The organism is Amycolatopsis sp. CB00013 (assembly GCF_001905755.1).
GTDB classification, from domain to species: Bacteria; Actinomycetota; Actinomycetes; order Mycobacteriales; family Pseudonocardiaceae; genus Amycolatopsis; species Amycolatopsis japonica.
Genome location: NZ_LIWC01000002.1, coordinates 1329188 through 1355556, shown reverse-complemented (window position 1 = coordinate 1355556; position 26369 = coordinate 1329188). Strand labels below are relative to the sequence as shown.

20 protein-coding genes are annotated in these 26369 nt (G+C 68.3%); 14 read left to right on the top strand and 6 right to left on the bottom strand.

Features of this window, described 5'->3' with window-relative positions; genetic code table 11:
• The first annotated feature begins 128 nt into the window (after nucleotides 1-128).
• Entirely contained in the window at nucleotides 129-2975 is a 2847-nt protein-coding gene (gene leuS, locus AMK34_RS16570) for a leucine--tRNA ligase (RefSeq protein ID WP_073845923.1), read from the top strand.
• An 89-nt stretch (nucleotides 2976-3064) separates the two neighbouring features.
• Entirely contained in the window at nucleotides 3065-3802 is a 738-nt protein-coding gene (locus AMK34_RS16565; protein ID WP_037334058.1) for an SDR family oxidoreductase, read from the top strand.
• Here the strand turns inward: AMK34_RS16565 and AMK34_RS16560 are convergent, their stop codons facing one another.
• Nucleotides 3803-4522 carry a TetR/AcrR family transcriptional regulator gene (locus tag AMK34_RS16560; protein ID WP_037334062.1) on the bottom strand — a complete coding sequence of 240 codons (720 nt, stop codon included), beginning with the start codon at nucleotides 4520-4522 and terminating at the stop codon, nucleotides 3803-3805.
• Between the two features lie 17 nt (nucleotides 4523-4539).
• A complete protein-coding gene (locus tag AMK34_RS16555; protein ID WP_073845922.1) occupies nucleotides 4540-4932 on the bottom strand; it encodes a hypothetical protein in 393 nt (130 codons plus the stop codon).
• Nucleotides 4933-5122: 190 nt separating this feature from the next.
• Here AMK34_RS16555 and AMK34_RS16550 point away from each other — a divergent pair, with 190 nt between their 5' ends.
• From AMK34_RS16550 to AMK34_RS16510, 9 genes are all read left to right on the top strand, one after another.
• Entirely contained in the window at nucleotides 5123-5671 is a 549-nt protein-coding gene (locus tag AMK34_RS16550) for a YbaB/EbfC family nucleoid-associated protein (RefSeq protein ID WP_073845921.1), read from the top strand.
• A gap of 27 nt (nucleotides 5672-5698) precedes the next feature.
• Nucleotides 5699-6007, top strand: coding sequence for a type VII secretion target (locus AMK34_RS16545; protein WP_073845920.1), 309 nt, complete (start codon nucleotides 5699-5701; stop codon nucleotides 6005-6007).
• 8 nt (nucleotides 6008-6015) lie between these two features.
• Nucleotides 6016-7149 (top strand): WXG100 family type VII secretion target, encoded by a 1134-nt coding sequence (locus AMK34_RS16540; RefSeq protein WP_073845919.1) that lies wholly within the window; start codon nucleotides 6016-6018, stop codon nucleotides 7147-7149.
• Nucleotides 7150-7185: 36 nt separating this feature from the next.
• Nucleotides 7186-8784: a DUF6346 domain-containing protein gene (locus AMK34_RS16535; RefSeq protein ID WP_073845918.1), complete on the top strand. Its 1599-nt coding sequence runs from the start codon at nucleotides 7186-7188 to the stop codon at nucleotides 8782-8784.
• A gap of 70 nt (nucleotides 8785-8854) precedes the next feature.
• Nucleotides 8855-11191, top strand: a complete 2337-nt coding sequence (locus AMK34_RS16530; RefSeq protein WP_073845917.1) for a hypothetical protein — start codon at nucleotides 8855-8857, stop codon at nucleotides 11189-11191.
• Between the two features lies 1 nt (nucleotide 11192).
• Nucleotides 11193-12338: a hypothetical protein gene (locus tag AMK34_RS16525; RefSeq protein ID WP_073845916.1), complete on the top strand. Its 1146-nt coding sequence runs from the start codon at nucleotides 11193-11195 to the stop codon at nucleotides 12336-12338.
• 316 nt (nucleotides 12339-12654) lie between these two features.
• On the top strand, nucleotides 12655-13515 hold the full coding sequence (locus AMK34_RS16520) for a ribokinase (RefSeq protein WP_073845915.1): 861 nt from the start codon (nucleotides 12655-12657) through the stop codon (nucleotides 13513-13515).
• A 68-nt stretch (nucleotides 13516-13583) separates the two neighbouring features.
• Complete coding sequence (gene ptsP / locus AMK34_RS16515; protein ID WP_073845914.1) at nucleotides 13584-15218, top strand: phosphoenolpyruvate--protein phosphotransferase; 1635 nt, start codon at nucleotides 13584-13586, stop codon at nucleotides 15216-15218.
• Nucleotides 15219-15322: 104 nt separating this feature from the next.
• Entirely contained in the window at nucleotides 15323-16726 is a 1404-nt protein-coding gene (locus AMK34_RS16510; protein WP_073845913.1) for an MFS transporter, read from the top strand.
• On the opposite strand, the gene AMK34_RS16505 is transcribed toward AMK34_RS16510, so the two are convergent.
• Nucleotides 16723-17385 (bottom strand): DUF1707 SHOCT-like domain-containing protein, encoded by a 663-nt coding sequence (locus AMK34_RS16505; RefSeq protein ID WP_038524885.1) that lies wholly within the window; start codon nucleotides 17383-17385, stop codon nucleotides 16723-16725. The genes AMK34_RS16510 and AMK34_RS16505 overlap by 4 nt on opposite strands.
• Nucleotides 17386-17574: 189 nt before the next feature.
• Between AMK34_RS16505 and AMK34_RS16500 the strand changes: the two genes are divergently transcribed.
• Nucleotides 17575-18501 (top strand): hypothetical protein, encoded by a 927-nt coding sequence (locus AMK34_RS16500; RefSeq protein ID WP_241832779.1) that lies wholly within the window; start codon nucleotides 17575-17577, stop codon nucleotides 18499-18501.
• Here AMK34_RS16500 and AMK34_RS16495 read toward each other — a convergent pair whose 3' ends face one another.
• The 3 genes from AMK34_RS16495 to AMK34_RS16485 are packed head-to-tail and all read right to left on the bottom strand — an operon-like array spanning nucleotide 18502 to nucleotide 21517.
• Nucleotides 18502-19161: a response regulator gene (locus AMK34_RS16495; protein ID WP_073845912.1), complete on the bottom strand. Its 660-nt coding sequence runs from the start codon at nucleotides 19159-19161 to the stop codon at nucleotides 18502-18504.
• The gene (macS, locus tag AMK34_RS16490; RefSeq protein ID WP_073845911.1) at nucleotides 19158-20324 is read right to left on the bottom strand and encodes a MacS family sensor histidine kinase; all 1167 of its coding nucleotides are present in this window, start codon (nucleotides 20322-20324) and stop codon (nucleotides 19158-19160) included. Before macS ends, AMK34_RS16495 begins: the two co-directional genes overlap by 4 nt.
• Nucleotides 20321-21517 (bottom strand): AI-2E family transporter, encoded by a 1197-nt coding sequence (locus tag AMK34_RS16485; protein ID WP_038521967.1) that lies wholly within the window; start codon nucleotides 21515-21517, stop codon nucleotides 20321-20323. Before AMK34_RS16485 ends, macS begins: the two co-directional genes overlap by 4 nt.
• A 271-nt stretch (nucleotides 21518-21788) precedes the next feature.
• Between AMK34_RS16485 and AMK34_RS16480 the strand changes: the two genes are divergently transcribed.
• Together AMK34_RS16480 and AMK34_RS16475 are read left to right on the top strand one after the other, a co-directional pair.
• The gene (locus tag AMK34_RS16480; protein WP_073845910.1) at nucleotides 21789-22796 is read left to right on the top strand and encodes a hypothetical protein; all 1008 of its coding nucleotides are present in this window, start codon (nucleotides 21789-21791) and stop codon (nucleotides 22794-22796) included.
• 193 nt (nucleotides 22797-22989) lie between these two features.
• Entirely contained in the window at nucleotides 22990-26238 is a 3249-nt protein-coding gene (locus AMK34_RS16475; protein WP_083649917.1) for a beta strand repeat-containing protein, read from the top strand.
• The last annotated feature ends 131 nt before the right edge of the window (nucleotides 26239-26369 follow it).

Genomic DNA, 26369 nt, shown 5'->3' with positions numbered 1-26369 from the left:
CTTAGCCTGCCGCGCTGAACTCGGTCGAACGGCCGGGACCAGCGCGGCGACCCCTCATGCCCTCCGGGCTGAGGGGTCGAGTTGTTTCTGGAGTGGCTTGACGTGGATGAGCACGGAGGATTTCGGCGATGAACCAGGCGAGCGAAGGCGCCGACGCGGCCCCTCAGCACCGCTACACCGCGGAGCTGGCGGGCCAGATCGAGCAGCGTTGGCAGGACTACTGGTCCGACCACGGCACTTACCACGCACCGAACCCGGTGGGCCCGCTCGCGGACGAGAGCGGGGAGGTCCCGTCGGACAAGCTGTTCGTCCAGGACATGTTCCCGTACCCGTCGGGCGCAGGCCTGCACGTCGGGCACCCGCTGGGCTTCATCGCGACCGACGTCTTCGCGCGGTATCACCGCATGATCGGCCGCAACGTGCTGCACACGATGGGCTTCGACGCCTTCGGCCTGCCCGCCGAGCAGTACGCGGTGCAGACCGGGCAGCACCCGCGCAAGACGACCGAAGAGAACATGGAGACCTACCTGCGCCAGATTCGGCGCCTGGGCCTGGGTCACGACGAGCGTCGCCGGATTTCGACGATCGATCCGGAGTACTACAAGTGGACCCAGTGGATCTTCCTGCAGATCTTCAACTCCTGGTACGACGAGAAGGCGGGCAAGGCCCGGCCGATCGTCGAGCTGGAGACCGAGTACGCGCAGGACAAGCGCCGCACGCCCGACGGCCGCAACTGGTGCGAGCTGACCCGCGCCGAGCAGCTGGAGATCATCGACACGCACCGGCTGGTCTACTTCTCCGAGGCGCCGGTGAACTGGTGCCCCGGTCTGGGCACGGTGCTGTCGAACGAAGAGGTCACCGCGGACGGCCGCAGTGAACGCGGCAACTTCCCGGTGTTCCGGCGCAATCTGCGTCAGTGGATGATGCGGATCACCGCGTACGCCGATCGCCTGGTCGACGACCTGGACCTGCTGGACTGGCCGGAGAAGGTCAAGTCCATGCAGCGCAACTGGATCGGCCGCTCGCACGGCGCGCGGGTCTCGTTCGAGTCCGGCGACAAGAAGATCGAGGTCTTCACCACCCGCCCGGACACCCTGTTCGGCGCCACGTACCTGGTGGTCGCGCCCGAGCACCCGCTGGTCGACGAACTGACCGCCGCCACGTGGCCGGAAGGCGTCGACGCGAGCTGGACCGGCGACGCCGCCACCCCGGCCGAAGCCATCGCCGAGTACCGCGCCGCGGCTTCGCGGAAGTCCGAATTGGACCGTCAGGAGAACAAGGAGAAGACCGGCGTCTTCACCGGCTCCTACGCGGTGAATCCGGCCGACGGCAAGGAGATCCCGGTCTTCGTCGCCGACTACGTCCTGATGGGCTACGGCACCGGCGCGATCATGGCCGTCCCCGGCCAGGACACCCGCGACTGGGAGTTCGCCGAGAAGTTCGGCCTGGAGATCATCCGTACGGTCCAGCCGACGGAAGGCTTCGACGGCAAGGCGTTCACCGGCGACGGACCGGCGATCAACTCGGGCTTCCTGGACGGCATGGGCGTCGACGAGGCCAAGAAGACGATGATCGGCTGGCTGGAGGAGAACGAGCACGGCCGCGGCACCGTCCAGTACAAGCTGCGCGACTGGCTGTTCTCGCGTCAGCGCTACTGGGGCGAGCCGTTCCCGGTGGTCTACGACGAGGACGGCCACGTCCACGCGCTGCCGGAAAGCATGCTGCCGGTGGAGCTGCCCGAGGTCGCCGACTACTCGCCGGTGACGTTCGACCCGGAGGACAAGGACAGTACGCCGTCCTCGCCGCTGGCGCGCGCCACCGACTGGGTCGAGGTCGAACTGGACCTGGGCGAGGGCAAGAAGACCTACCGCCGCGACATCAACACCATGCCGAACTGGGCGGGTTCCTGCTGGTACCAGCTGCGGTACCTGGACCCGACGAACCCGGACGTGTTCGTCGCGCCGGAGAACGAGGCGTACTGGGTCGGCCCGCGGCCTGCCGAACACGGCGTCGACGACCCCGGCGGCACGGACCTGTACGTCGGCGGTGTCGAGCACGCCGTGCTGCACCTGCTGTACTCGCGGTTCTGGCACAAGGTGCTGTTCGACCTGGGCCACGTGTCGTCCAAGGAGCCGTACCGGAAGCTGTTCAACCAGGGTTACGTGCAGGCGTACGCGTACACGGATGCCCGCGGCGTGCACGTCCAGGCCGATCAGGTCGTGGAGCGGGACGGCAAGTTCTTCTTCGGCGAAGAAGAGGTCAAGCAGGAATACGGCAAAATGGGCAAGAGCCTGAAGAATGTCGTGACGCCTGACCAGATGGCCGCCGACTACGGCGCCGACACCTTCCGCTTCTACGAGATGTCGATGGGCCCGCTGGACGTCTCGCGGCCGTGGGCGACCAAGGACGTCGTCGGCGCGCAGCGGTTCCTGCAGCGCCTGTGGCGCCTGGTCGTCAATGAAGAGACCGGCGAGCTGCGTGTGTCCACAGTGGACGCCACGGACGCCGACCGCAAGCAGCTGCACAAGGCGATCGCCGGGGTCCGCGAGGACTACGCGGAACTGCGGTTCAACACGGCCGGCGCGAAGCTGATCGAGCTGAACAACCACGTCACCAAGGTCTACGGCGGTGCCGAGGCGACTCCGCGCGAGCTGGTGGAGCCGCTGGTGCTGATGCTGGCGCCGCTGGCCCCGCACCTGGCCGAGGAGCTGTGGAAGCGCCTGGGCCACGCGGATTCCCTGGTGCACGGGCCGTTCCCGGTCGTCGACGAGAAGTACCTGGTCGAGGATTCGGTGGAGTACCCGATCCAGGTCAACGGCAAGGTGCGTTCCCGCGTCACCGTGCCCGCCGACGCGGGCAAGGACGCCGTGCAGGCGGCCGCGCTGGCCGACGAGAAGGTCGCCGCGCTGGTCGGCGACGGCACCCCGCGCAAGGTGATCGTCGTGCCGGGGCGCTTGGTCAACATCGTCCTGTAGCACCGTGGCGGAAAGACGCCAGCGTCGAGGGTCGTGCGGCGATTCGATGGAGTTGTTCAAGGACAACGAAATCGAACGGAGAACATCGCATGACCCTCGACGGCAAGGTGGCTTTGGTGACCGGCGGCAGCCGCGGGATCGGTGCCGCCACGGCGATCCGGCTCGCCGAGGACGGCGCTGACGTCGCACTCACCTACCAGAACAACGCCGAGCTCGCGGCCGGTGTCGTGGACCGGATCAAGGCGCTCGGCCGCCGTGCGCTGGCCATCCAGGCCGACAGCGCCGACGCCGCGGCCGTGGTCTCCGCGGTCGACACGGCGGTCGCCGAATTCGGCAGGCTCGACGTGCTGGTCAACAACGGCGGCGTCGGCTTCGTCGGCCCGCTCGACCAGACGAGCCTGGAGGACATCGACCGCGTGCTCGCGGTCAACGTCCGCGGTGTCTACGTGGCCACCCAGGCCGCGGCCCGGCACCTCGGCGACGGCGGCCGCGTGATCACCATCGGCAGCTGCGTCTCGGACCGCGTGCCCGGCCCCGGCATGTCGCTGTACGCGGTGAGCAAGACCGCGCTGCTGGGCCTGACCAAGGGCCTGGCCAGGGAACTGGGGCCGCGCGGCATCACCGTGAACATCGTCCACCCCGGCCCGACCGACACCGACATGAACCCGGCCGACGGCCCGTACGCCGCCGACCAGCGGAGCCTGACGGTGTTCGACCGCTACGGTTCGCCGTCGGAGGTCGCCGCCACCGTGTCGTTCCTGGCACGGCCGGAAAGCAAGTACGTGACCGCCGCGACCGTCTCGGTCGACGGCGGGCACGCGGCCTAGCTACTCGGTGGACAGGCCGATCTCGCGCGCGAGATCGGCCAGCATCGCGTCGAAGAGGACGTCCGGTTTCGAGAACGGGATCGGGTAGTTGCCGAAGACCTCGAGCGTGACGTGCCCGTAGAGCCGGGCCCAGAACTGGATCATCAGGTACGTCACGCCGAGGTCGAGCTTTTCGAGCGGGAACGTCGCCCCGGACTCCTTCAGCACGGCGAGCAGTTCCTCTTGGAACGACGTGAGATCGTCGCGCAACTCGGCCGGGACCACGTCGTTCGACGGCGTCACCAGATCGTGCATCGCGAGCACGCGCCCCGCCGCCGCGAGGAAGATCCGCCCGAACGGCTCGTCCAGCCTGCTCAACGTGTCGTCGCCGGCCGGCGACGCGAAAACCAGCGTGAACTCCTTCGTGTGCGTGAGCGCCCACCGCCGGAATCCCTTGCAGATGGCGAAAAGCTGTAGCGCGCCCTCGTCCGGCAACTGCGCGATGTCCTCGGCGAGCCCGGCCGCCAGATCCGCGACGACATCCGCGCGCAGGTGCTCGACCAGATCGTCGCGGGAACCGTAGTAGCGGTACAACGCCGGCGCCGTGATGCCGAGCTCGCGCGCGATCGCCCGCAGGGTCACGGCCTCCGGCCCCTGCTCGACCAGGAGCGCCCGCGCCGTCCGGCGGATGTCCTGATCGGTCGCGGCCCGCTCGCGACCCCTGCGGCCGGTGTTCGTCATCCGGGCATTCTAGGTGGTCAGTGCGCCCTTACCGGGGAAGAACCCAGAAGCCGGGACTGGAGGCGCGTGAGCGGCCGGAGCGCAAGGAAGATCGGGATGGCCATCCCGGCCGCGATGAGGAAGTGCACGATCCACGCCCCTGCCAGCGTCGGCCCGCCCCACGTGCCCTCGGGATCGCTGCCGGTCCAGAAGAGCCCGTAGGTCGCGATGCGCCCGACGAGGTAGAACAGCAGCAAAGCGAGCAGGAACGCGACCGCGCTCGGACCGAACGCCGCCACGAACCGCGGCCGGGACCCGCTCTCGTGCCCGAGCCAGCGCCGCGTCAGTCCACGCTGGACCTTCGCGCCACCGAGATACCCCGGCAGTACGAGAAGCGCGTAGACCGCGCGTTTCCAGTCCGAAATCGTCATACCGGCCACGCTAGGGGTCGCTGACCTGCGGGAACATGAGGTAAGCCGTCGGATCCGGTAGGGAAAACCGGAGGTCGCTGTGGTGATCCACACGACCGGGGTGCGGATGTCCGCCAAACGTTCCCCGATGTCAGACGGGTATGCCACACTCGGTCGCCGAACGGCTACGACGTGAACAGGGGAGGTTCGCGTGTCGAACCCTGAGCAGCTCTTCGCTGATTTCGAGGCCAAGCTGGCCGACGCCCAGCGGAAGGCGAATCAGATGCGGACCGAGATCGAGGGTGTCTCGGTGTCCGAACGCAGCAAGGACGGCCAGATCTCGGTCAAGGTCAACCACGCGGGGAACCTGGTGGGCCTGGAGATCGGCCCGTCCGTGCGGGACAACCCGGCGCTCGCGCAGGAGATCCTCCGCGTCGTCCAGAGCGCGCAGAGCAAACTCGCGGGCGCGATGCAGACCGGCGTGCCGTCCATCGCGGGCACCGAAACGATGAACGAGCTGGTCAACCAGCTGCACAACGAGTACCCGGAACCCGAACCGACGGGCTACGTCGAGGGCGGTCACCAGGAGGCGGACGAGGACGACCGCTTCGTCGCCGAAGACGAACTCGACGCGCCTCCGCCCCCTCCCGCCCCGAAGCCGCCCGCACCCCCGGCCCCGCCCGCGCCGCCGCGTGCCGCGCGCCGACAGCAGACGGACCACGAGGACGACTACTTCACCGGCGGCGACTTCCTGCGCTGAGCGGGTTCTTGAGGGAGGGAAAGAACGATGACCGGCTCCAGTGGACCAGGATTCGATGTAGATCCATCCGCGCTCGAAACACATCGAGGGAAGCTCGATGCGCTCACCGGGCGGATCAACACGGCCTTGAACGCCGCCGAGCAGACGATGCACCCCGAAGCGTTCGGGATCATCGGTATGTCGCTCGCCATCTCGTTCTCCATGGCGCAATCCGTCGCGGAAGACGCCGTCAGAACGGCCGCGACGAGCGCTGACGACCACGCCGATCGGGTCAGGGTGTGGCAGCAGCGGAAGGAAATCACCGAGGACGAGTACAAGAAACTCTTCAAGGTATAAGGCCGGCCATGACTGAGAATCCTGTTGCCACGAACCCCGCCCCGAAGGCGCCGAATCCACTGGTCGCCACGGACGGTGCGAAGAAGGAAAGCCCGCTTGAGGGCGCCGGCCTGATACAAGACTTCGGCGACGCCCTGCTCAAGTTCTCTTCTGGGGACTGGGGTGAGGGACTGGCCAATCTGGTGATCGGTGGCGTCTCCTTCGCCTCCGACATGTCCGATCCGCTCGGTGCTCTGGCCAAAGCGGGTATCGGATGGGTCATCGAGCATGTCAGCTTTCTGCGGGAGCCACTGGACTGGCTGACAGGTGACCAAGTCGCGCTGGAGAACCTGGGCGGTACCTGGGGGAACATCGGCGACGAGTTGTCGAAAGTCGCCGATGAACTGCGACAGGACGTCGCCAGGGACTCGGCCACCTGGACCGGGACCGCCGCGGACGCCTACCGGGCGTTCGCGAACGATCGCGCGGACCTCTACGAATCGGTCGCCACCGGGGCGCAGGGAATCTCGGTCATGATCGCGATGTGCAAGTCGATTCTCGCTGTGGTTCGCAGCTTGGTCCGTGACCTGATCTCCGAGTGTGTGTGGAAGCTGATCTGGATCGTCTGTCGCTACCCAGGCCCCGCGATGCCGGCCGGGCTGGCCGCCGAGGGAGTTCCCATGGCGATCAGGTGGGCGACCAAGATCATGGACAAGGTCAAGCAATTGACCAAGGCCTTCGGAAACGCATCAGGGCTCATCAAGAAGCTGGGTGCGATGTTCGGAGAGGCGAAGAGGCTTCTCCAGGGGGTGAACGTCAAGGACGTCGCCAAGAACTTCGGGAACGATGTCTCCGGTCTGGCCAAGACCTTGGGCGACGACATCGCCAATCTCGCCGCGTACGGCAAGGTCGGCGCGAAGGACATCGCCAAGGACGTCGGCGACGCGGTGAAGGAAGAGGTCAAGAAGGTTCCTGATGCCGTCACGAAGGAAGTGTTGAAAGAGGCGGGTAAGAAGGCCGGCGAAATCGGCGACAAACTGGTTTCAGGTGGTGACGACAAGAAGGACGGCAAGGATGGTGCAGTTGGTGCCCAGTCTGCCGGTTCGACAGTGCAGCCGGTTTTCGACCAGCCTGGCGGACAACGGATATCAGGATCGATCTAGTCCTCGAGTCCAGAGCTCGGTCGTTCGGAGGAAGTCATGAAAGCGGCCGCGAAAACCGTTGTCACCTGTGTCGCGGCGTGGATCCTGCTGGCCTTGTTCGTCATCGGTGTGCTCACGTTTCTCCGGATCGCCGGTGTGCCGGTCACCGTTTCCGGCTCTGACCTCAACGGGGCCGACGGGACCGCGACCGTCGGCGAGTGCGCCGAATTCGGCCCGCTTTCGGCTCGAGGAGCGGGCTATTACTGGAAATGTGTCGCCGAGGTGCGGACAGGTCCGGATCGAGCACCGGTCGAGATCGAGTTCGGCCCCGACGAGCTGACACCGGCCGACCGCGGACAGCAGGTGTTCGTGGACTACGCCGCCAAGGACTGGCAGCGAAATGTCCCGCACCCCTACGAATTCCTCGCGGTGATCGGTCTGGTCGCCGTTGGAGGCCTGGGGTTCATCGGTTACGCCGTCGGTCCCGAGACCGTCCTAAGGTGGCTGGTGCCGACCCTGCGGCGCGATACCGGAAGGACACGAGCACCGGCCGAACCGGAATCGCTGGACCTGCCGGTCGAGCTGAAACTGCCGGTGCCCGATGGAGGAGATCGGGCCGGGTCCGTCGCGGCGTTCATCTTTTTCGCCGCGACAGGGGCCGGGTTTCTGGTGGTGGCGGGAACCATGATCGTGGCGACAGTCCGGCTGAGACCCGACGATGTGGCGACATATCTGGTCGCGCTTCCTTTCCTGCTACCAGGTGTCGGCTTGCTCGCGGCGATTCCCTCGGCAAGGCGCAGGCTTCGGGTCACGTCGGGAGCATCGCTGGTTCCCGCGCAGTTGACGTCGAGAGGGTTCGTACAGACCGCGCGCGATGGTTCGCCACGCCGAATCCACTGGTCGAGGATCAAGCGTTTCGTTTTCGTGGAACGCCCAGGCGACCTGGTCGAGGTCCACCTCGCGATCGTGGGTGAAAAGAGGGATGAAGACCTGGCCGCAGCCTTCTGCACTCGTTCCGATCACGGATATCTCCTCACGCCCTTTCTTCGGCTTCAAGAAGCCGAGCGCTTCTCGGCAGTGGTCGAGAACTTCAAGCCTGGTTTGACGCGGTGGCCCACGAGGGAAGTGGCCAGGGGCGGGCTCGGTTTGATCCGACCGGCCAAGAGCACGGTCGTCAGGCTGAAGACCGCCTCGTCAGGAGTCTCGACGGAGAAGCGGGTCTCGGCGAGCCGGCCCTCGCTCGTCCGGATGACGGTGATGTTGCTGGGGGCGATTCTGCTTACTTGGTCATTGGCGACCGCCGCGTCCGGTCAGGTGGCGATGGACCGGTTCGTCATCACCGCGGTCGTGCTCGTCTACCTCGCCGCATCCTTGTACCGAGGACGCCGTGGGATCTTCGTGTTCCGAACAGATTCCTTGAGCTGGAAGGAAAGGGACAGCCCTGAAGTCAAAGTTCTCTACGCGGACATCGACAACATCGTGGTGAAGCCGGCTCCACCGGGCAACGGCCGCTGGTACTACAGCGTTCACGTCGTGCCGAGTGAGGGCGACGAGTACGTGCTCGTGGAGCGGGTGGGCGCAGCCGCCGCGAAACGCCTCGTTGACCTTGTCCAGCCGCGAGCGGCGACGGCAGAGCCGCTGGAGAACCGTTCGTGAGGCGATTTGAGATCGTTCGCCTAGGGGCTGTCCACCTCGCTCGCCGTGTCCCTGGCTATCGGCGAGTGCGTTGAAAACGGCACTGAGGGGTCTGATCGGCTGGTTCGCGCTGACGGTGGTACTGGTCGGTGCCGACACCCTGGTCCAGATCCAACGAGACCCGGAGGATCCGGGCTACACGCAGGTCGACGGGTTCGTCAGGGTGGTGCTGTTCGTAGCGTTCATCATCGCGTTGCTCGTCGTCACGAAGATCGGCTTCGTGAGCGTCGTCCAGGCTCTCACTTTCGGTGTGATCAAGCCTGAAAAGCCCGTCGCCGAGAAGGCCGCGATCACCTTCGACATCCCCGAGACCGAGGAAGACGGCCGCACGGCGGCGAACATCGTCGCCGTTGAGCTTTTCCTGATCGGGCTTGGCTTGCTGCTGGCCGGAGGCGCCTCAGGGTGGGCGATACTCGATGGTGGTGGCTTCACCGCGTTGTCGGCGGGTACGTTCCTCGTCGCTGGGCTGGCGATCTATCCGCTGATCCCGATGGCGATCAGCCGGGCACGTGACAGCGGTCGCACCTGGCCGATCGAGATCACCTTCACGCCCGTCGGCATGAGCCAGCCTGTCGGAGAAGGGCAGAAAACCGTCGCGTGGCCGAGCATCGACGGCTTCGTCTTCGATCGCCACCGAGGTGGTCGTCGCGTGGACGTTCACATCGCGGTCTCGGACGAGCGAGGACGGCAGCAGCTGTTGCCGATATTCGACAACGAGTCCGAGCACGGATTCCTGATGACCACCGCCATGGATCCCGCCGAGGCCGAACGCGCCGAAGCGACCATCGAGCGATTCAAGCCCGGTTCGGTGGAGTGGCGGGATCAGAGTGTTCGGCGCGGCGGATTCGGGCCCGAGAAGCACGAAGACGATGCCGGCGTCGTGCGCTGGGGAGAGCCCGGTCGCTCGGACGGCGCGGTGTCCGCTCCGCGGCAGGCGACTGCTGTCATCGCCCGGGAGTCCCGGTTCGCGGCGGTCGCCAAAGGTATCGCCGCGTGGTCGGTGTCCGCGGTACTCGTCTCGACCTTGTCGACGGTGATCCTGCACGCCGATGCGCTGGGCGGCGGCATGCCGTTCCTGGTCGTCGCCGGCATCGTGGTGGCTTTGGCCGGAATCCTGGCGGGAGTAGTGACCGGCGGGCGGGCGGTCACGAACCGGTTCTTGTTCCGGCGGCGTGAGATCCGCGGAATTCGGCCCCTGCCGGCGGACGTGGTCGAGTTCGGAATTCCCGACAACGCCAAGTTCGTCACCGGGGTTCTGGTATCCGGACTGAACGGCATCGGCTTGATCACCTTCGGTGGCGGCCTGTTCGTTGTCGCGGATCAGGCGGAGAACGGCGGTGGCTCGTCGATGGTTCTAGGGGCAGCGATCTTCGCGATCGGGCTCTTCTTCCTCGGTTCCCTCGCGTTTCGCCATCGCGAGACCACGAAGTCGCTTCGAGTGTCCGTGACGGACGAGGGGTTGGAGCAACCGGCCGAGAAGGATGAAACCGTTGTCCTGTCATGGGATGAAGTCAACGAGGTAGTCCTCGACGAACATGTCGTCGGTAAGTGCTTCGCTGTCCATGTCGCTTTGGCCGAGGCGGAAGCAGTCGTCCTCCTGCATGAAATGTTCCGGAAGCGATCGAGGTTCGGTCATCGACTGGCACCGACCATGACGGCCGTCGAGGCAGAGCGATTCGCGGCCTTGGTCGAATCTCGGCGACCGGGCTTGGTGCGCCGTCCCGCTCGGAAGAGCATCTTCCGCTGGAAGGGCGGGACATCGACGCACCCGGTGCCACAAGATGGCCTGTCGATCTCGAAGGTCGGTGACGCCGACAAACAGCGGCGCGCCGGTTTCATCGCGCTTGCCGCAATGGTGGTTCTCGGCTTCGGGGTCATCTCGGACACCGGGGTGGCCGTCCGTGTCGTCGCCGCCTTGCTGGGCTTGTCGATGTTCTGGATGGCGGTCGTTTCGCTGCGACGCGACCAGAGCCAAGTCATCAGGGAAGTGGTTCTCAAACCGCGGTGGATCACGGTGGCGACCTTGACGTCCCGTACGTGGAGTTGGTCTGTGCGCTGGAGCGACATCGAAAAGATCATCCTGCGCCGAGTCGCGGGCACTGATGCGTTTCATATGGTTCTCAGCCCGTCGAAAAGTGTCGACGCGTACTACCCGCGCGAGCGCTTGGCGCGACTGCTGGGACTGAAGCGTGAGGAGAACGGCGACATCCTCCTCGCTGAGACGGAACTGACGTCGGAGGACGTCGAAGAGATCTGGCCGGTCCTCAAGAGAAATGCGGAAGTCGCCTGCGAGTCTCCAGGAATCGACGACCCGAGTCTTCTCGGTGACGAAGGTTCAGAACCTTCGTCGGTGCGACAGGAGCCATGACGTGTCCGACGAACGGTTGGTGATCTCACGAACGCCTGGCGTCATCGGTCATCTGGTGCTGGTCATACTGTTCGGAACCCTGGCCGTGGTCATGGCGATCGCCGTGGTCGGCGACTTCCAGCTGGCGGTGCGCATCGTGGCCGGGGTCCTCTGCGCCGTGTTCATCTACTGCGGAACCATCGAGTTCCGTAACTACCGGACACCCCCTCCCGCTGACGAACTGATTTTCGATCGCGACGGAATCAGGCGCATCAAGGGTGGCGTGGTGGCCTGGAGCGCCAGGTGGGAGGACATCGCGAAAGTCATCCTGAGTCTCAAGTTTCGCGAGTACTCCCCACGCCGTTCCGGATCTGACGACTTCACTCTGGTCATTCGCCCGGGATCGGGTTTCGACGCGCTGTCCGCTGGATTGGCCCGTGAACCCGATGGAGACCTCCAAGTGGCCGATGTCGACCTCAGGCATCGTGAGCTGAAGCTGCTGATGCCCTTCCTCGTGAAACATGTCGATGTCTCGATCGAGGACGACAACACCGCCGTGCGGACTGTGCCCGAGGAACCGGTGGTGGTCACGGCCCGCGAGGAAGCTCTTGACGTCGTGGACGACGCGGTGAAGATCCACGTCAACGGATGGGACAAGCGCAAGCTGGGGGTCTTCCGGTTCGCGGCTCTGATGATCGAGGTCACTGCCGCGGTGGTCGCTGCCGCCGCTGAAGGCTCAGTGCGCGTCGGCGCGCTTGTGGTGCTCTTCGCGCTCTTTGTGGTGACGATGGGGGTCGAAGCCTTCGAAGGAGCGACACACGAGAAGAAGAGAAAAGTCGTCCTGGAACTCGGACCTCGCGGCTTCTACTTCCGGACCTACGGCACCTTCGTCGGAGTGTGGTGGCACGAGATCGACGCGGTGCGGTGGGGAGTCGACCATGGCTCCACCTACTTGGACTTCCTGCCGGGATCGGACATGTTCGCGATCCGCCATCCGAAGCTGGCTGAATTGACCAGGAGTGATCCGTACAACGACGAGTCCGAAAGTCTCGCCGGTGGTTGGTATCGGCTGGGGCGCCCGTTCAGTGTGAACGCGCGGCGTGAGTTCGAAAGCAGTATGCGGGCATCGGACCGCGTGGAGTTCCGGGAAACAGCCGTAGCGGGCTGAGGCGCCCGTCAACCGGGGCGCCGCCGGCGCCGATCACTCGGGGGGCTACGTGATCGACGCCGGCGACCCGATGCCCTCTTCCCGACGGAAGCCGGGATCGGGGCAACGTCACCGCTTGGAAGCGGCAACGCATCTCAAGAGCGGGCGTGATCGCCGAAGTGACGCCCGGGGGAAGGTTATCCCCCGAAAGAGTGACGGCGTTCCGCTGCTCGCCTGATTGTCGCACTACGCGCCGAGAAAGTTACAAAGTTCTTCACATCTTCGTCTGGAGAAGGGTCATGCCCGGACAACTGCTGGTCATGGCATCGTCTCTTCCATGACTTCTCAGGTGCTGGTCATCGGGTCCGCCAATGCCGATCTCGTCGTCCCGGTCGATCGGCGACCCGGTGGTGGCGAAACCGTACTCGGTGGCGACACGATCTTGTCGCCGGGTGGCAAGGGCGCCAATACCGCGGTCGCCGCGGCCAGGCTCGGGGCGGACGTCGCGTTGCTCGGCGCGGTCGGCGACGACCCGTACGGCGAGTTGCTCAAGCGGTCGCTCGCCGAGTCCGGGGTGGACACCGGCTCGCTGCACACGAGTGAGCGCCCGACGGGGATCGCGTACATCACGGTCACGCCGGACGGTGAGAACTCGATTCTCGTCTCGCCCGGTGCCAATTCCGCCTTGCGGCCCGAGGACGTCGACCTCGACGGCGCCGAGATCGTGGTGCTGTCGCTGGAGATCCCGCTCGAAACCGTCGAGCATGCCGTCGCGAAAGCCGTCGATCACCACGTGAAGACGCTGCTGAATCTGTCGCCCGCCGCCGAGCTTTCCGCGAAGACGCTGCAGGGGCTGGACGTCCTTCTGGTCAACGAGCACGAGGCCGCGTTCCTGCTCGGTGGTGAGGCGGATTTCCCCAAGCTGCTCGATCTCGGTCCGAAGGCAGCGGTCGTGACGCTCGGCGCGAAGGGGGCGGCTGTGGTGACGGCCGACGGGGTGACGGAGGTGCCGTCGCCGAAGGTCGAGGCCGTCGACACGACGGGCGCCGGTGACGCTTTCGCGGGGGCGCTCGCCACGTCGCTCGCGAAGGGCGAGCAACTGGTCGATGCGGCGCGCGAGGCGGTGAAGGTGGCGGCGATCACCGTGACCCGCCAGGGTGCGCAGCCCTCGTATCCGACGGCGTCCGAACTGGAATGATGTCCTCTTCTGTGTTCTGCTGATGGCTATGAGCCAGCTCACGCCGCCTATGAGATATGGTCTAGACCATGCCGTCTGAGTCACTGTCCGGGGTCGCTGTCAGTCCCGGCCGCGCGAGCGGTCCTGTCGTCCGGGTCGCCGAACCGCTCGGTGAACCCGCGAGCACGCCGGCACCGGCCGATCCCGCCGCCGAGGCCGCCCGGATCGCCCCGGCCGCGCAGATCGTGGCCGGCAGGCTCGAGAAGCTCGCCGAGACGGCGAGCGGTGAGGCCGCGACGATCCTCATCACCACCGCGGCGATGGCGGCCGACCCTGCGCTCGTCTCCTCGGCCGAGCAACTCGTCAAGGAGCAGAACCTGCCCGCGCCGCGCGCGGTGCACCAGGCGGCGGGGAAGTTCGCCGACGCGCTCGCGGCCGCCGGCGGCTACATGGCCGAGCGGGCTCGCGACGTCCTCGACGTGCGCGACAGGCTCATCGCCGAACTGCTCGGCATCGCGCCTCCCGGCGTTCCCGACCTCGCCTCGCCGAGCGTGCTCGTCGCCCGCGATCTCGCGCCCGCCGACACCGCCGGTCTCGACCCGGAGAAGGTGCTCGCGCTCGTCACCGAAGAGGGCGGCCCCACCAGCCACACCGCGATCCTCGCCCGCGCGCTCGGCATTCCCGCCGTCGTCGCGGTCCGCGGGCTCCTCGCGCTCGACGCGCAAGCGCTTGCGGTGGACGGTGACACCGGCGTCGTCGAGGTCGCGGACCCGGACGCCGAGGTCGTCACGGCCGCCAAGACCGGCGCGATCGAGTGGGACGGCACCGGCGCGACCTCCGACGGCCACCGGGTGAAGGTGCTCGGCAACGTCGGTTCCGCCACCGACGCCCAGGCCGCCGCCGAGGCGGGTGCGGAAGGCGTGGGCCTCTTCCGCACCGAGTTCTGCTACCTCGACGCCTCTTCCGAGCCGAGCGTCGAAGAGCAGCGCAAGGCCTACACCGCCGTGCTCACGCCGTTCCGCGGCAAGCCGGTCATCGTCCGCACCCTCGACGCGGGCGCGGACAAACCACTCGCGTTCCTGGAGCCCGAGGACGAGCCCAACCCGGCGCTCGGCGTACGCGGCCTTCGCGTCGCTTTCGACCGTCCCGAGATCCTCGACCGCCAGCTCGAGGCCATCGCGGGTGCCGCGCAGGACTCCGGCGCCGAGGTTTCGGTGATGGCCCCGATGGTCGCCACCGCCGCCGAGGCCGCCTGGTTCGCCGAGCGCGTCCGCGCCGCCGGAATCGCCCGCGCGGGAGTGATGATCGAGATCCCGGCCGCCGCGCTGACCGCCCGCGAGATCCTCGACGCGGTCGACTTCGTCTCCGTCGGCACCAACGACCTCGCGCAGTACACCTTCGCCGCGGATCGCCAGCTCGGCGCGGTCGCCAAGCTCAACGACCCGTGGCAGCCCGGTCTGCTGCGCCTGCTCAAGGTGATCGGCCAGGCCGCGAAGGACACCGGCAAGCCCGCCGGCGTCTGCGGTGAGGCCGCCGCTGATCCGAGGCTCGCCCTGGTACTGGCCGGGCTCGGCCTGACCAGCCTCTCGATGAACGCGCCCGCCGTGCGCGCGGTCGGCGCGAGCCTGGCGGCCACGACACTGGCCGAATGCGAGGCACTGGCCGACGCCGCTTTGGCCACGTCGGACCCGGTCGCCGCGAGGCAAGCCGCCGCCAAGCGGTAGCAAAGGTCCCCCGCTCCCGAAATCGGATCCGGGGGCATGTCGAAATCCGGTCCACCACTTCGACGCCTAGGTGAAAGACACCGAAGCGACGAAAGGACCGGACCATGACGACCACCATGACCCCGACGCGGGCAGGACGCCGGGAATGGGTCGGGCTGGCCGTACTGGCCCTGCCCACCTTCCTGGTCTCCCTCGACGTGTTCGTGCTGATCCTCGCGCTGCCGAAGCTCAGCCAGAGCCTCGGCGCCGACAGCACCCAGCAGCTGTGGATCATGGACGTCTACGGCTTCATGATCGCCGGGTTCATGGTCACCATGGGCACCCTCGGCGACCGCATCGGCCGCCGGAAACTGCTGCTCGTCGGCGCCACGGCGTTCGGGCTGGCCTCCGTGCTGGCCGCGTTCTCGACCAGCGCGCTGATGCTCATCGCCGCCCGCGCGATCCTCGGGATCGCCGGTGCGACGCTGGCGCCGTCGACGCTCGCCCTGATCAGCAACCTGTTCTCCGACAGCCGTCAGCGTTCGCTCGCGATCGGCATCTGGGCAGGCTGCTTCACCGTCGGCGCGATCGTCGGGCCGATGGTCGGCGGCGTGCTGCTGGAGCACTTCTGGTGGGGTTCGGTGTTCCTGCTCGGCGTCCCCGCGATGGTCCTGCTGCTCGTCGTCGGCCCGAAGCTCCTGCCCGAGTACCGCAACGAGAACGCCGGCCGCCTCGACCTCGTGAGCGTCGCGCTTTCCCTGGTCACGATCCTGCCCGCGGTCTACGGCATCAAGGAACTCGCTCGCGAAGGTGTGCACGTGGTCCCGGTGGCCTCGCTCCTGATCGGTCTCGGCTTCGGCGTGGTGTTCGTGCGGCGCCAGCGGACCCTCCAGGACCCGCTGATCGACCTGACGTTGTTCCGCGGCCGTGCGTTCACGACGGCGCTGGGCGGGATGTGCGCGTTCTCCATGCTGGGTGGGACGACCATGCTCTTCGTCGCACAGTTCTTCCAGATCGTGTTGGAGCTTTCCCCGGTCGGCGCCGCGCTGGCGCTGCTGCCGGGCATGCTCGCCTCGACCGTCAGCTTCCTGGCCGCACCGATCCTCGCCCGTCGTATCCGCCCCGCGACCTTGATCGCCACCGGGCTGGCCGGCGCGATCGCGGGGTTCCTGCTGCTGACACAGGTCGAGCCCGGAACAGGCCCGGTGGTCCCGGCGATCGCCTTCGCCATCACCTGCCTGTGCGGTGGACCGCTGATCACCCTGGGCACGGATCTGGTCGTCGGCTCCGTGCCGCCGGAGAAGGCCGGTTCGGCGGCCTCGCTTTCGCAGACCGGCAACGAATTCGGCTACGCGCTGGGTATCGCGACCGTCGGGACGCTGGGCAACGCGGTCACCCGGTCACGGCTCGCCGACGCCGTCCCGGCGCACGACGCGTTCGCCAGCGGGATGCACGCGGTGTCCGCGCTGGCCGCGCTGGTGCTGGCCGCGGTCGCGTTCTTCGTGGTCCGGCACCTGCGCCACATCTAGCCGAAGAACCCCCGCCGCGGGTACTTGATGATCAGCGACCCCCCGTGCACGCGCCCGGTGATGACGAACCGGGGCGTGCCGGGGCGGCCGTTCGAGCGGGTCCGGTCGTCGAGGTTGCCGAACTTGATGTCGGTGATCGAGTTCGTGTCGACGGCGCCGTCCTCGGGGATGGTGATCTCCACCGGCCCCCATTTGGCCTGCAGTTCGATGTGCACCACGGGGTACCGGATCTCGGCCTGGGAGAAGTCCAGTTTCGTGGCGCCGTACTTGTTCCGGATCACCATCGACTCGGGGACGAGCCAGTTCCCGTTGCGCTGCAACGCCGAGTACTTGCCGTTGAGCTCCATGACACCGGACGTCGAGGCGTAGGCGGGCTGCTGAGGCGGCGGCGCCCACGGGTTCTGCTGCCGCCGGGGCACCATTCCGGCTTCGGGATGCACCAGGCCGGGCAGATCCGTGAGCACCGCGTTCAGCTCACCGCGGGTCTTCGAGGCGAGGGCGCGGTCGGTCCGTTCGGTGAACTCGTCGAGGTTCAGCATCCCGAGGCCGATCGCCTTCTGCAGGACCTCGACGACGTGCTCGCGTTCCGCGTCGGAGACCCGGATGTCCCGTCCGGTCAACGGCTTGGTTTCGGTCGCCGGCTGCTCTTCCTCGCCCATGCCAGGAATGGTAGAACCGATTCTCACGCGCGAGATCGGGGAAATACCCTGAACAGACCCGCATTTCTCCCCTGTGCCGCCCTGCTGGCGGCCGTCCTGCTGCTGGCCGGATGCACTGTCGAAGCAAATCCGCCGGAAGCCGTCCCGGAGCCGACATCGCCGCCACCGTCGAAACTCGAAGGCGTACCGGTGGACTACAGCGGTTTCCGGCTCGTCATGGCGACCTCACCGCCGTCGATGCTCGATCCCGCCACCGGCGCCACCACGCCGCTGCCCGGTGCTCCGGGCGGTGACCGGGTCAACGACGTCATCCGCGTCGGCAAGTTCCCGGTCGTGCTGTCGGCGGGCCGCTGCGGGCCATCGTGCCTGGAGCCGTCCGAGGTGCTCGTCTACGGCGACCCTAAGAACCAGCCGTGGAAGCTCGGCAGGGCTCGCAGTGTCGCCCCCGCCGCCGACGAGAGCGGCGTCTGGCTGATCCGCGACGACGGCAACGACCTGTGCCGCCTCCAATACGTCTCCCTGCTCGGTGTCGAGCGTGGGCGCGGCCGTCCGGCGAGCTGCACGATGGCGGTGCGCCAGGAGGTGCCGCAGGGCCTGCTGATCACGGTCAACACCGGGACGGCCACCGCCGAGGACGTACTGATCGACCCCGCCACCGGCCGCGCCGTGCGCCAGTTCCCCCGCGTCCTCGCGATCACCAAGGACCGGATGCTGCTGGCCGAGCTGACCGAGTTCTCCGTGCTCGACCTGCGGAACAACCAGCGCACGCCGGTCAAGCGGCCGGTGGCCAACGGCACGCCGGGCGCCGCGGTGCCGAGCCGCGACGGCTACAAGGTCGCCGTGCTGTTCGGTGACCCGGCCTGGGCCGGGACGGCCACGCAGACCGCCGACGTCTGGGTGCTCGCCCTCGACACGCTGACCTGGACACACGCGCCCTCGAACCCGATCGCCACCGAACTCAAGCGGGTCGCGGTCGAATGGACCGAGGACGACAGCCTGGTGCTCGCCACGGACGTCGTCGCGAGCTGGCGGCTCGACCGGCCACAGTGGACGGTCGTCAAGACCGCGTTGCCCACCGAACGGAATCGTTCGGTGGTGACGATCGGCCAGGGGTGACTATTCCTCGTCCAACCCGTGCTCGATGGCGTACCTGGCCAGTTCGACGCGGTTGTGCAGCTGGAGTTTGCGCAACGTCGACTGGACGTGGTTCTCCACCGTCCGATGCGAGAGCACGAGTTTCTCGGCGATCTGCCGCGCCGTCATCCCCTTCGCGACCAGACGCAGGACGTCGGTCTCGCGTTCGGTCAGCCGCGGCGGCGCGGGCCCGTCGTCCGGCGCGTCCGCCATGCGGCGGTACTCGCCGAGGACGAGGCCGGCGAGCCCGGCGGTGAACACCGGGTCGCCCACCGCGGTCCGCTTGACCGCGTCCACCAGTTCGCTCGCCGAGGCCGATTTCACCAGGTAGCCCGACGCCCCGGCCTTGACCGCCTCGAGGACGTCGCTGTGCTCGCCGCTCGCGGACAGCACGAGCACCTTCGTCGACGGCAGTTCCGCGGTGATCTCGCGAGTGGCGTCGACCCCCGACGTCTCGCCGAGGTTGAGGTCCATCAGCACGACGTCCGGCCGGACCGTGCGTGCGATCCGCACCGCGGCGGGCGCGTCCGGCGCGGTGGCCTTCACGTCGAAGCCGTGCTCGGCCAGGTCGCGCGCGACGCCGTCCCGCCACATCGGATGGTCGTCGACCACCATCACCGAGACCTGAGGCGTTTCGGTCATCGCTTCCCCCTCGCCGCCACTGGAACCTTGACTTCCCATTCCGTGCCCTGGCCGGGCGCGGTGTCCAGGGCGACGCTCCCGCCCAGATCCCGCACCCGCCCCTTGATGGACTCCGCGATACCTAGATGTCCCTCGGCCGCCGCGCGTTCCAGGACACCGGGCGCGATTCCCGGCCCGTCGTCGCGGACGCTGACCACGACCTCGGTGCCGAGATCCTCCAGCAGCACCCAGGCGTGAGCCTCTTCGCCCGCGTGCTTCTCGACGTTCGACAGCGCCTCGCGCGCCACGGCCACCAGCTCCGCGGTGACGTGCTCCGGCAGCTGGACCTCGCCCGCGGGCGTCGAGACCTGCACGGACGGCGTCGCGAGCAGCTGCAGCGCGGACCGGAGGTCGGTGGTCCCGTTCTCGCTCGGATGCGTCGGCTCGGTGGTGACCAGCGCCCGCAGCGCGATCTCCTGCTCACCGGCCAGTTTCGCCAGCTCGGCGGCCTCCCCGCCGAATTCGGCGCCGCGTTTGCGCACGCGCGCGAGCACCTGGAGGACGCTGTCGTGGATCGAGCGGGCGAGCCGCTCCCGTTCGGCCGTCGCGGCCTCCATGCGCAACGCCCTGGTCAGCGCGTCGGCCGACCGGCGCGCCATGGTCGCGGCGAGCCCGATGACGAACCCGCTCGCGGTCAGCAGGAAGCCGTCCCTCGCGACGTCGACGTCGAACCGCCAGCGCACCAGGCCGGTGACCACCGAGACCACCAGCCCGGCGAGCACCCCGCCGAGCGCGCCGAAGCGCGTCCCGGCGGCCGCGGGCGGGACCGCCGCCCACACCGTGGTGATGAGCGGGGTGTTGGCGTCGAACTGCGCGGTGGTCAGGATCCACATCGAGGTGAACATGAGGACGACGGTCAGCGCGAGATCGACGCCGACCAGCCACGGCCAGCGGCTCGACGGCCGCGCGTAGAACACGCTGCTCAGCACCGTCCACAGCGTCATCACGCCGAACGACGTCCATGCGAGCCACTTATTCGCGTAGCCGTCGTAATGGACGATGAACGAGCCGAGCGCGAAGAGCAGCGTCGTCACGCGAAGCACGATCACCCCGCGCCACAGCGGTGTGGCCGGGTCCCGCGTGCCGAGCGCCGAAACGGCGCGCCAGAGCGGGGGCTCGGTCATGACTTGGCTTCGGACTCTTCCCCGGGATCGTTCGGCTGCGCCGCCTGATCCCGCAGGACGTCGATCTCGGCCGGATCGGGATCGTGTTCGTGCAGCAGCGACCGGATACCGGCGTTGAGCACCGCGAGCAGCGGCACCGAAAGCAGCGCGCCGGCGATCCCGGCGGCGACGAGACCGGCGGTGATCGCGAGCACCACGGCGAGCGGGTGCAGCTTCACCGCGCGGCCGAGCAGGATCGGCTGCAGCACGTGGCTCTCCAGCTGCATGACCCCGATGACGATGGCCAGCACGATCAGCGCGCCGACGACGCCCTTCGTCACGAGCGCGATCAGCACCGCGACCGCGCCCGCGATCACCGCGCCGATGATCGGGATGAAGGCGCCGAGGAACACCAGCGTCGCCAGCGGGATCACCAGCGGGACGCCGACGATCGCCAGGCCGATGCCGATACCGACCGCGTCGACCACGGCCACCGCCGCCGTCGCGCGCACGTAGCTGACCAGCGACGCGAAGCCACGCCGCCCCGCGACGTCGACCCGGTTCCGTACGCGGCCCGGCACGCCGCGCACGAGGAACGTCCAGATCTGGTCGCCGCCGGAGAGGAAGAAGATGAGGATGAACAGCGTCAGGATGAACCCGGTGACGATCTCGCCGACCGTGCCCGCGGTGGTGAGCGCGGTGGTGGTGATCGAGGCCTGGTTGTTCTGCAGGAAGCTGATCGCCTGGTTGATGAACTCCTGGATCTGCTCCTGGCGCAGGTGCAGCGGCCCGTCGATGAGCCAGACCTTGATCTGGTTGAGGCTCTCCGTCAACTGCTTCTGCAGCTCCGGCAGGCCGGAGGAGAACTGCGCGACGACGAACGTCAGCAGCCCGCCGAGCACCGCGAGACCCGCGATCAGCACTATCCCGGCCGCCAGCCCGCGCGGGAATCTCAGCGCCGTCAGCTTGGAGACCGCCGGCGCGAGCAGCGCGGCGAGCAGCAGCGCGATCGACAACGGGATCACGACCACCGACAGATAGCCGATCAGGAACACGATCACGTAGAGCGCGGCGATCACCACGATGAACCGCCACGACAACGCCGCGCCGATCCGCAGGCCGCGGGGCACGAGGTTGGTGACGTCCTCGGTGGATTCCGAAAGGAACGGGTTCGCCGGGTCGAATTCCGGCTGTTTGCGCTGGGGCTCGCTCACGCGGACACCGTATCGGTCCGAGGCGACGTTTCTTGAACATTCCGGGCAACGCGCGAGCGGCGAATTCGCCCGATGCGACGCTTGACACATCGTCGGTGGATGGACTCCGGAGTAACCGGGCTCCGCCAGCCTTGATCACCGATCGTGATTTCGGGTTACACCGAGTGTTCTTCACACGATCGTGCCATCAAGGCCTTTCAAACTCGCGCAAGCCTTCCGCACTTTGCTTACCTCGGTCCCGCAACGACGAATCGAAGCGACAGGAGACCGAGTGACGAACGCGGCGAAGAACGAGAGGCGTGGCGCTGTGCGCTTCGGCCGTCTCGCTTCGCGTGCGCTGTTCGTGCTCGGTGGTGCCGTCGCCGGTTCCGCCGCGGCGTGGGCCGTTTCCGGCGCTTCCGCTTCCGCGGACATCGCCCCGGTGGTCTCCGCTCCGGACACCAGCGTCACCCCGGTCACCGACGCCACCGCGGCGGGATTGACCGACGTTTCCGGTGGCGCCTCGAAGTTCGCAGGCGATGTCGCCGGAGCGATGTGCGGCGAAGGCCACCAGGACGCCACCACGTGGTCGATGCCGGGTGAGAACGGATCCGCTCCCGCGAAGCGCCACTGCGGCGACCTCCGTGCCGACCAGCACGAGGTCTCCACCCGCGTCAGCGACGCGGTCACCGACTTCGCGGACACTTCGGTGGTCACCCCGGTCAAGCGGACCCTCGGCGCCGTCGAGCACATCGTGCGCAAGCCGCAGGACACCCGTCAGGTGCTGGACGAGACCTTCGCCCCGTCGCCCGACTTCGGCCGCGATGTCTGGGATCTCCTGGACCCGAACAAGCACGGCGACCTCGTCCCGGAACTCCCGGTCGGCGAATCCCCGGTGAACCCCGGCTCCCCGCTGGACACCATCGGCGCCGGCGAGCAGATCACCGACTTCGCGCAGCTGGCGACGACGCAGTTCCCCGCTTCCTCCGAGACCGTCCTCCCGATGCCGGCGTTCGCGCAGTCGCACGATGCCTTCGATCAGGTCGAGGACGCTCCGGTGCGTGACGGTCACCGTGGTGACTTCCCGCGTCCGATCACCCCGGCGCCGCTTCCCGCCGCGCCTTCCTTCCCGACTGTCCCCGGCGGCTCCGCCCCCGGTGGTCACCTCGACGGCCTGACCCACGGCGTTCCCGCCTGGGTCGCCGCCGCCGTCGAGCGTTCCCTGACCGGCTACGCGCTGGCAGGCACGCGGTACATGCCGCTCACCCCGGGCTCGCAGCCCGGCGTCACTCCCGACTGAACACCTCCCTCCGCGGGGTAGCCGACGCGCCTCACGCCTCCCGATTCCGGGCTTGGCTTCGCGTCCGCTCCTGATCCCCGCGAAACGGCGGTGCGCTTTGTCGCGCCCGCACTCGCTCCACCCCCCTCTGGTGCCGCTTCGAAGGCACCTCCTCAGACCCGAAAGGGAACCCGAAATGAAGGAGAACAACCCCATGCAATCCTGGGCAAAGCGCGGACTCCAGACCGCGTTGGTCACGGGTGGGCTGTTGATGCTGGGCACCGGCATCGCTTCGGCTGACGAACAGGTCAACCCCGACACCCCGGCCTCCCCGCTCGACGCGAACGTCACCGTTCCGGTCGAGATCGACAACAACGCCGTCGGCACGCCGCTGGGCCAGGCCGACCTCCCCGGCTACAAGGGCGAGATCAGCACGAAGGCCGTCACCAAGCCCGTCTCGGACGCGCTGGACTCGGCTTCGTCGCCCGGCGGCAGCACCGACGGTATCGGTGGAGGGCTCCCCAGCCTTTCCGGCAAGAACGCCGCGGTCCCGGCGCCGCTGGCCGCGAAGGACTCGGCCCGCCAGATCACCGGCGGCCCGACCGGCGGTGGGTTCACCACCACGGACGACATCCTCAAGGGCAACAAGGTCGTCGGTGACGTCGTCGTCCCGATCCAGATCGTCGACAACGCCATCGGCGTGATCGGCGACGCCGAGGTCGAGGGTGGCACGCACGACCAGACCTGGGCGCACAACCAGGACATCGAGACCACCGGTGAGGACTCCAGCCTCGCCGGGAACGTCGTGTCCCTCGACTGGGCGCTGCCCGTGCAGATCGCCGGCAACGGCGGCGGGCTCGCCGGCGGCACCGGCCGCGTGGTCGGCGGTTCCGCCAGCCAGAGCACCACCGAGACCGGCAACATCACCACCGACGGCGAGGGCTCCGCCCTGTCCGGCAACGTGCTGGCCGGCCAGTTCGCCACCCCGGTCCAGGTCACCGGCAACGCCGCCTCCTGGATCATCGGCAACGCCAACAGCTCCGGCTACGAGGCCGAGACCGAAGCCACCTCCGGCGGCTGGGTCGAGACCGACGGTGACGACTCCGCCCTCGGCGGCAACGTCGGCGCGGTGCCGATCGCCCTCCCGGTGAAGGTGAACGACAACGCGGCCGCCGCGTGGGGTTCGCTCGCGAACTCCAACAGCAGCTCCTCGGCGGACGCCACCGCCGGTGACACCACCCCCGGCTGGAGCAACGTCCCCAGCTACGTGCAGACCTCCGGCGAGGACTCGGCCGTCGCGGGTAACGCGATCGTGCCGCAGACCGCGGACGTCGCGAACGTCGGCGGCGTGGCCGCCAGCTGGATCGGCCTCGCCAACACCGGCAAGGACGGCGGCACCAGCCACTCGAGCGTCGTCGACGCCGGTGGGTTCGTCAGCAGCGAGGGCGAAGGCTCCGCGGGCGGCGGCAACATCGTCGACCCGGCCGTGGCCGCGCCCGTCGAGGTGACCTGCATCGCGGGCACCTACATCGGCAACGTGTCCTCGACCTCGTGCGAGAACACCGTCGACGCGAACGCCGGCAACGGCAGCCACACCACGGGTGACGACTCGACCCTCGCGGGCAACATCGTCAACACCCAGGCCGCGCTGGCCCCCGAGGTCTACGGCGTCGGTGGCTCGCACATCGGTCAGGCCGTCGCCGAGGCGACCGAGACCAAGACCGTGACCGCCGGCGGCTACGACGGCACCACGGGCAACGACTCGTCCGGCTCGGGCAACATCGTCCAGGTCCCGGCCGCGGTTCCGGCCGAGGTCTTCGGTGTCGGCGGCTCGTTCATCGGCCAGGGCACCGGCACCGCCGACGAGACCAAGGTCGTCTCCGGTGGCGGCGGCGGGAACACCGCCGACGACAACGGCTTCCTCAGCTCCAACCTGGGCACCGTGCCGGTTTCGCTGCCGGTGCAGGCGTTCGGGATCGGTGGCGCGTTCATCGGCCAGGGCCACGGTGGCGCCGACGGCGACACCACGTCCAACGCCGGACACGACGTCCACGCGACCGGTGACGGTGGCGCGGGCTCGGGCAACCTGGTCTACGGCCCGGTCTCCCTGCCGGTCCAGGCGCACAACTTCGCCGCGGTGCTCGGCGGGATCGCGTCGGGCAAGGGCACGAACCTCACCGACTCGAACGCGGGCGGCGACGCCACCGCGAACGGTGAAGAAGGCGCACTGGCCGGCAACATCGTCCAGACGCCGATCGGTGGCGCGGTCCCGGTGACCGGGCACGGCATCGCCGGTGCGGGCATCGCCGAGGGCGACAGCGTCAGCGACGTCCTCTCGGAGGCGGGCGGCGACGCCACCACCACCGGTGACGAGGGCGCGGTTTCGGGCAACATCATCGGCGCGCAGGCGCTGCCGATCGTGCCGGTCACCCACGACGCGGTCGCGGCGGCCGGCCTGGCCGACGCCGAAGGCTCCAACACCGTCGACGCCCTTTCGGGTGGGGACGTGGAGACCTCGGGTCTCGACGGATCCCTCTCGGGCAACATCCTCGACATCCCGGCCGCGGCCGACCCCGAGGTGTTCGGTGACGCGATCGCGGCCGCCGGTGGCGTGTCCGAGACCGACGCGGAGAGCATGATCACCGGCCAGGCCGGTGGCGACAGCATCACCGACGGCAGCGGAGAGGCCCTCTCGGGCTTCAACTTCCACCACCCGCTGGTGTTCGTGATCCCGCTGAACGAGCTCGAAATCCCGGTCCTGGCGATCGCGGACGAGAACTCGACCGACTCCACCGTGATCAACGAGGAGGAGTACACCCGCGCCTTCACCGACTCGGTCGGTTCGGAGATGCCGATCGACGCGCTGCCCGCGCTGCCGTTCGGTTCGGTGCCGTCGCTGAACGGTGCCGGCGCCCTGCCGACCACCCCGGAGATCGGTGGCGCCCGCGCCGACGGTCCCCAGGTGGCGACCCTCCCGGTGCAGGTGGCCGGCCTGACCGCGCTGAAGCAGCTGGGTGCCATCCCGACGCAGCTGCCGAAGTCGGACCTGCCCGAGCTGCCCGGCACCCCGGCCCTGCCCGGTGTCCCGGCCCTGCCGAAGACCCCGGGTCTGCCCGGTGACGCCGCTCGTGCGGACGCCCCCAAGGTCGCGCAGCTGCCGACCCTCCCGGCGCTGAGCAACGGGCTGCCCGCCGCGGGCAACCTGCCGGTGCAGCTCCCGACCGCGGGCACCCTGCCCACCGCCGGCAACCTGCCGGTGCAGCTCCCCACGGCCGGCGCCCTGCCGACCGCGGGCGCGCTGCCGGTGCAGCTGCCCACCACGGGCACCCTGCCCGCGGTGAACAGCACCCCGGCGATGCCGACCGCGCAGGTCCCGGCTCTGGCGGGCGTCGACTCGTCGCCGCTGAGCATGTTCCAGCGCTTCATCGGCACCCTGACCGGCAAGAAGTTCCACACCATGTGAACCTGCCAGTCGGCTAGCGCCACTGAATGAACCGAAGCGGGCCCGGGAGACACTCCCGGGCCCGCTTCCTTTTGTGTGTTCCGCCCCCGATCACGCGTGTTCGCTCTCCAATCACGCGTGTCGTCCGTCTG

What these genes read in the sequence shown, in the direction of transcription:
- leuS (WP_073845923.1), top strand. Translation starts at nt 129, where the DNA reads ATGAACCAGGCGAGCGAAGGCGCCGACGCGGCCCCTCAGCACCGCTAC.
- AMK34_RS16565 (WP_037334058.1), top strand. Translation starts at nt 3,065, where the DNA reads ATGACCCTCGACGGCAAGGTGGCTTTGGTGACCGGCGGCAGCCGCGGG.
- AMK34_RS16560 (WP_037334062.1), bottom strand. Translation starts at nt 4,522, where the DNA reads ATGACGAACACCGGCCGCAGGGGTCGCGAGCGGGCCGCGACCGATCAG.
- AMK34_RS16555 (WP_073845922.1), bottom strand. Translation starts at nt 4,932, where the DNA reads ATGACGATTTCGGACTGGAAACGCGCGGTCTACGCGCTTCTCGTACTG.
- AMK34_RS16545 (WP_073845920.1), top strand. Translation starts at nt 5,699, where the DNA reads ATGACCGGCTCCAGTGGACCAGGATTCGATGTAGATCCATCCGCGCTC.
- AMK34_RS16540 (WP_073845919.1), top strand. Translation starts at nt 6,016, where the DNA reads ATGACTGAGAATCCTGTTGCCACGAACCCCGCCCCGAAGGCGCCGAAT.
- AMK34_RS16535 (WP_073845918.1), top strand. Translation starts at nt 7,186, where the DNA reads ATGAAAGCGGCCGCGAAAACCGTTGTCACCTGTGTCGCGGCGTGGATC.
- AMK34_RS16520 (WP_073845915.1), top strand. Translation starts at nt 12,655, where the DNA reads ATGACTTCTCAGGTGCTGGTCATCGGGTCCGCCAATGCCGATCTCGTC.
- ptsP (WP_073845914.1), top strand. Translation starts at nt 13,584, where the DNA reads ATGCCGTCTGAGTCACTGTCCGGGGTCGCTGTCAGTCCCGGCCGCGCG.
- AMK34_RS16510 (WP_073845913.1), top strand. Translation starts at nt 15,323, where the DNA reads ATGACGACCACCATGACCCCGACGCGGGCAGGACGCCGGGAATGGGTC.
- AMK34_RS16505 (WP_038524885.1), bottom strand. Translation starts at nt 17,385, where the DNA reads ATGGGCGAGGAAGAGCAGCCGGCGACCGAAACCAAGCCGTTGACCGGA.
- AMK34_RS16495 (WP_073845912.1), bottom strand. Translation starts at nt 19,161, where the DNA reads ATGACCGAAACGCCTCAGGTCTCGGTGATGGTGGTCGACGACCATCCG.
- macS (WP_073845911.1), bottom strand. Translation starts at nt 20,324, where the DNA reads ATGACCGAGCCCCCGCTCTGGCGCGCCGTTTCGGCGCTCGGCACGCGG.
- AMK34_RS16475 (WP_083649917.1), top strand. Translation starts at nt 22,990, where the DNA reads ATGCAATCCTGGGCAAAGCGCGGACTCCAGACCGCGTTGGTCACGGGT.